Below are 3,657 nucleotides of genomic sequence, written 5' to 3'. Positions count from 1 at the left end.
CTGGCGCTGCCAAAAATCAACGCGTTCTTGAGTGGTCATAGCGGAAATCCCAACGTAGATACGATGGGTTTCAGTGTGCCGAGGTGATCTCAGTAAAAACAGGTGCTGATTCAGGGGCGCTTACAAAGGTCAAATCGGCCGATATCGTGCTCTATCACAAGATGGGCTTGCCACTGGCGGTGATCGAGGCCAAAGCCAACAAGCATGAGATTGGCAAGGGAATGCAACAGGGGCTCGATTATGCCCGTCTGCTGGATGTGCCGTTCGTATTTGCCAGCAACGGCGATGGCTTCGTATTTCATGACAAGACCAATCCGGCCAAGCTGGAATCCGAGATCGCGTTGGAGGACTTCCCCAGCCCGGGCCAACTTTGGGACAAGCTCTGCACCTGGAAGGGTTACACCCAGGCACAGCTGCCTGTCATCAGTCAGGACTATTACTCGGATGGCAGTGGCAAATCCCCCCGCTACTACCAGCTGCAGGCTATCAACAAGACCGTAGAAGCCATATCGAAAGGTGAGGATCGGGTATTGTTGGTGATGGCCACCGGCACCGGCAAGACCTACACAGCGTTCCAGATCATCTGGCGTTTGTGGAAGGCGGGCGCCAAGAAGCGCATCCTGTTTTTGGCCGATCGCAACATTCTGGTGGATCAGACCAAGATCAATGACTTTCAGCCCTTTGGCCCGGCCATGACCAAGGTCACCGGGCGCACTGTCGATCCTGCCTACGAGATCCACCTTGCCCTCTATCAGGCGCTCACCGGACCAGAAGAGTCACAGAAAGCTTATCTGCAGGTCTCTCCTGACTTCTTCGACCTGATCGTGGTGGATGAGTGCCATCGGGGCAGCGCCGCCGAAGACAGCGCCTGGCGCGAGATCCTCGAATACTTCTCATCGGCCACCCAGATTGGTCTCACCGCCACCCCCAAAGAGACCGAAACCGTCTCCAACACCGATTACTTCGGTGACCCTGTCTATACCTATTCCCTCAAAGAGGGGATCGAAGATGGTTTTCTTGCCCCCTACAAGGTGGTGCGGGTCGATATAGACGTTGATCTGCAGGGGTGGCGCCCAACCAAAGGGCAACTGGATAAACAGGGAAACCCGATTATCGATCGCATCTATAACCAGAAGGATTTCGACCGCACCCTGGTGATTGACGAGCGTACCCAGCTGGTGGCCGAGACCATCACCAACTACCTCAAGAAAACCGACCCGATGGCCAAGACCATCGTATTCTGCAACGACATCGATCATGCCGACCGAATGCGCCGTGCCTTGGTCAACCTCAACCCGGATGAGATGGCCAAAGACGATCGCTATGTGATGAAAATCACCGGCGATGATGACCTTGGCAAGGCCCAGCTCGACAACTTCATCAACCCGAAAAAGCCCTATCCGGTCATCGCCACTACCTCCGAACTGATGACCACTGGCGTCGATGCCAAAACCTGCAAGCTGGTGGTGCTGGACCAAAACATCCAGTCCATGACCAAGTTCAAGCAGATCATCGGCCGTGGCACCCGTATCGACGACAAGTACGGCAAGCTCTGGTTTACCATTCTCGACTTCAAGAAGGCCACCGAGCTGTTTGCCGATCCCCGTTTCGATGGCGAGCCAGAGCGTGTCATGGTGGTCAAACCGGCAGACATCAACAATCCGGATGATGGTCTGGGCGATCTCATCGACGGCACCGATCCACTGCCAGCCGATGAACCCGGCGACAATGACGATCCGTTTGCCCCCGGGGTTGATGAGCAACCCGGCACTTACACAACCGGTAGTGACGGTGGCCAGAGTGGCGCAGGGGGGCAGGGCGCAGGCCCGCTGGGTGGTCCAACGCCCGGAGTCAGCAAGTATTATGTCAACGGCGTGGCGGTCAGCATCATCGCCGAGCGGGTGCAGTATTACGATGCCGATGGCAAGCTGGTGACCGAATCCTTCAGGGACTACACCAAAAAGACCCTGCTCAAGGAGTTTGCCACCCTCGATGCTTTCACCAAACGCTGGCAAGCCGCGCAGCGCAAGCAAGCCATCATGGATGAATTGGCTCAGGCGGGCGTGCTGTGGGAGGTGTTGGAGCAGGAAGTGGGCAAGGAGCTCGACCCGTTCGACCTTATCTGCCATGTGGTATACGATCAGCCGCCACTGACCCGCCGCGAGCGGGCCAACAACGTCAAAAAGCGCAACTACTTCACCAAGTACAACGACACCGCCCAGCAGGTGCTTACCAGCCTGCTCGACAAGTATGCCGATCAGGGCGTGACCGAGATTGAGACCAAGGATGCGCTAAAAGTGGCCCCCTTTACCGAGTTGGGTCGTCCGCTGGAGTTGGCCAAGAAGTGCTTTGGTGGCGCCAAACAGTTCGAGGAGGCCATCACCGAACTGGAGCAAGAGATCTATCGCCACCAAGAGCGTGAGCAGCAGAGCGCCTGACGCCAGGGCTGCAACAGCACCACAGTGCGGCCATGGCAATCATGGCCGCTTGTTTTATCGATATTCCTGACGCATTCGCCCCTGTATTCGTCACCATTTTTGTAAAAAGCAGAGAATCCCATGTCATCCATCAGCTCAGTCATCAAATCCATTCAGGACATCATGCGCAAGGACGCCGGTATCGACGGTGATGCCCAGCGCCTCGGCCAGCTCTCCTGGCTGCTGTTTTTGAAAGTGTTCGACGCCCAGGAAGAGGAGCTGGAGTTTGAGCAGGATAACTACCGCTGCCCCATCCCCGAGCGCTTCCTGTGGCGCAACTGGGCGGCAGATAGCGAAGGGCTGACTGGCGATGCCCTGCTCGATTTCGTCAACAACGATCTGTTCGACAGCTTGAAAGACCAGCCTGCCAATATCAGTCTCAACCCCCGTGGCTATGTGGTGAAAGAGGCGTTCTCTGATGCCTTCAACTACATGAAGAACGGCACCCTGCTCAAGCAGGTGATCAACAAGCTCAACGAGATCGACTTTACCGACAGCAGCGAGCGCCACCTGTTTGGCGACATCTACGAGCAAATCCTGCGCGACCTGCAAAGCGCCGGTAACGCGGGCGAGTTCTACACAATGTCATATTCACCGTGTTCTAACAAAGTCCATCTTCAAGAATCTAGAGAAATTGTTACTTTTTCATAGGTCTTAACTCTTCAAGTTCCTCCGGTACTTCCAAGATTACATTTTCATCGGCTGTTATTAAGCCACCATTTTTATAGCCGTAGATTGGCTCATTAAAACTTGAATTTAGTATGTTCTGTCGCTGCTTCTCGATTTCTTTAAGGGAAAGTGCCATATCCTTGGGACAAGGTGACCGTCCCCACCAGTTCAAAAGCAGTTCTATTTTATGCTTTGGTGGTAAGTCTTGCAGAATGCTATTCATGAGTGTGCAGCATGCAACTTGGTTGGTAAATCCTTGGTAATCTCCCATTGAGCTTGGAATGATGTGATCAATAGATGCATCACGCTCAAGAAGCGGCTTTCTACAGTAAAAGCAAAAGCCACCTTGCCGGTGAATCAAAGTACTTAGCTTCATGTTGTTATCCGTAAGCGCCCCTGAATCAGCACCTGTTTTTACTGAGATCACCTCGGCACACTGAAACCCATCGTATCTACGTTGGGATTTCCGCTATGACCACTCAAGAACGCGTTGATTTTTGGCAGCGCCAGA

At 54.1% G+C, this 3,657-nt stretch carries 3 protein-coding genes; 2 read left to right on the top strand and 1 reads right to left on the bottom strand.

Going from position 1 to position 3,657, the window contains the following annotated elements:
* Positions 1 to 83 precede the first annotated feature (83 nt).
* Both GWQ22_RS20955 and GWQ22_RS20950 read left to right on the top strand, forming a co-directional pair.
* Entirely contained in the window at positions 84 to 2,438 is a 2,355-nt protein-coding gene (locus GWQ22_RS20955; RefSeq protein ID WP_275931557.1) for a DEAD/DEAH box helicase family protein, read from the top strand.
* 120 nt (positions 2,439 to 2,558) lie between these two features.
* Entirely contained in the window at positions 2,559 to 3,128 is a 570-nt protein-coding gene (locus tag GWQ22_RS20950; protein ID WP_275931556.1) for a type I restriction-modification system subunit M N-terminal domain-containing protein, read from the top strand.
* Here GWQ22_RS20950 and GWQ22_RS20945 read toward each other — a convergent pair.
* The gene (locus GWQ22_RS20945; protein ID WP_052127963.1) at positions 3,115 to 3,522 is read right to left on the bottom strand and encodes an HNH endonuclease; all 408 of its coding nucleotides are present in this window, start codon (positions 3,520 to 3,522) and stop codon (positions 3,115 to 3,117) included. The two genes, GWQ22_RS20950 and GWQ22_RS20945, sit on opposite strands and share 14 nt — an antisense overlap.
* Between the last annotated feature and the right edge of the window lie 135 nt (positions 3,523 to 3,657).

This window comes from Aeromonas sp. 1HA1 (assembly GCF_029237385.1).
Taxonomy (GTDB): Bacteria; Pseudomonadota; Gammaproteobacteria; order Enterobacterales; family Aeromonadaceae; genus Aeromonas; species Aeromonas popoffii.
This window is presented reverse-complemented; position numbering and strand designations above follow the sequence as displayed.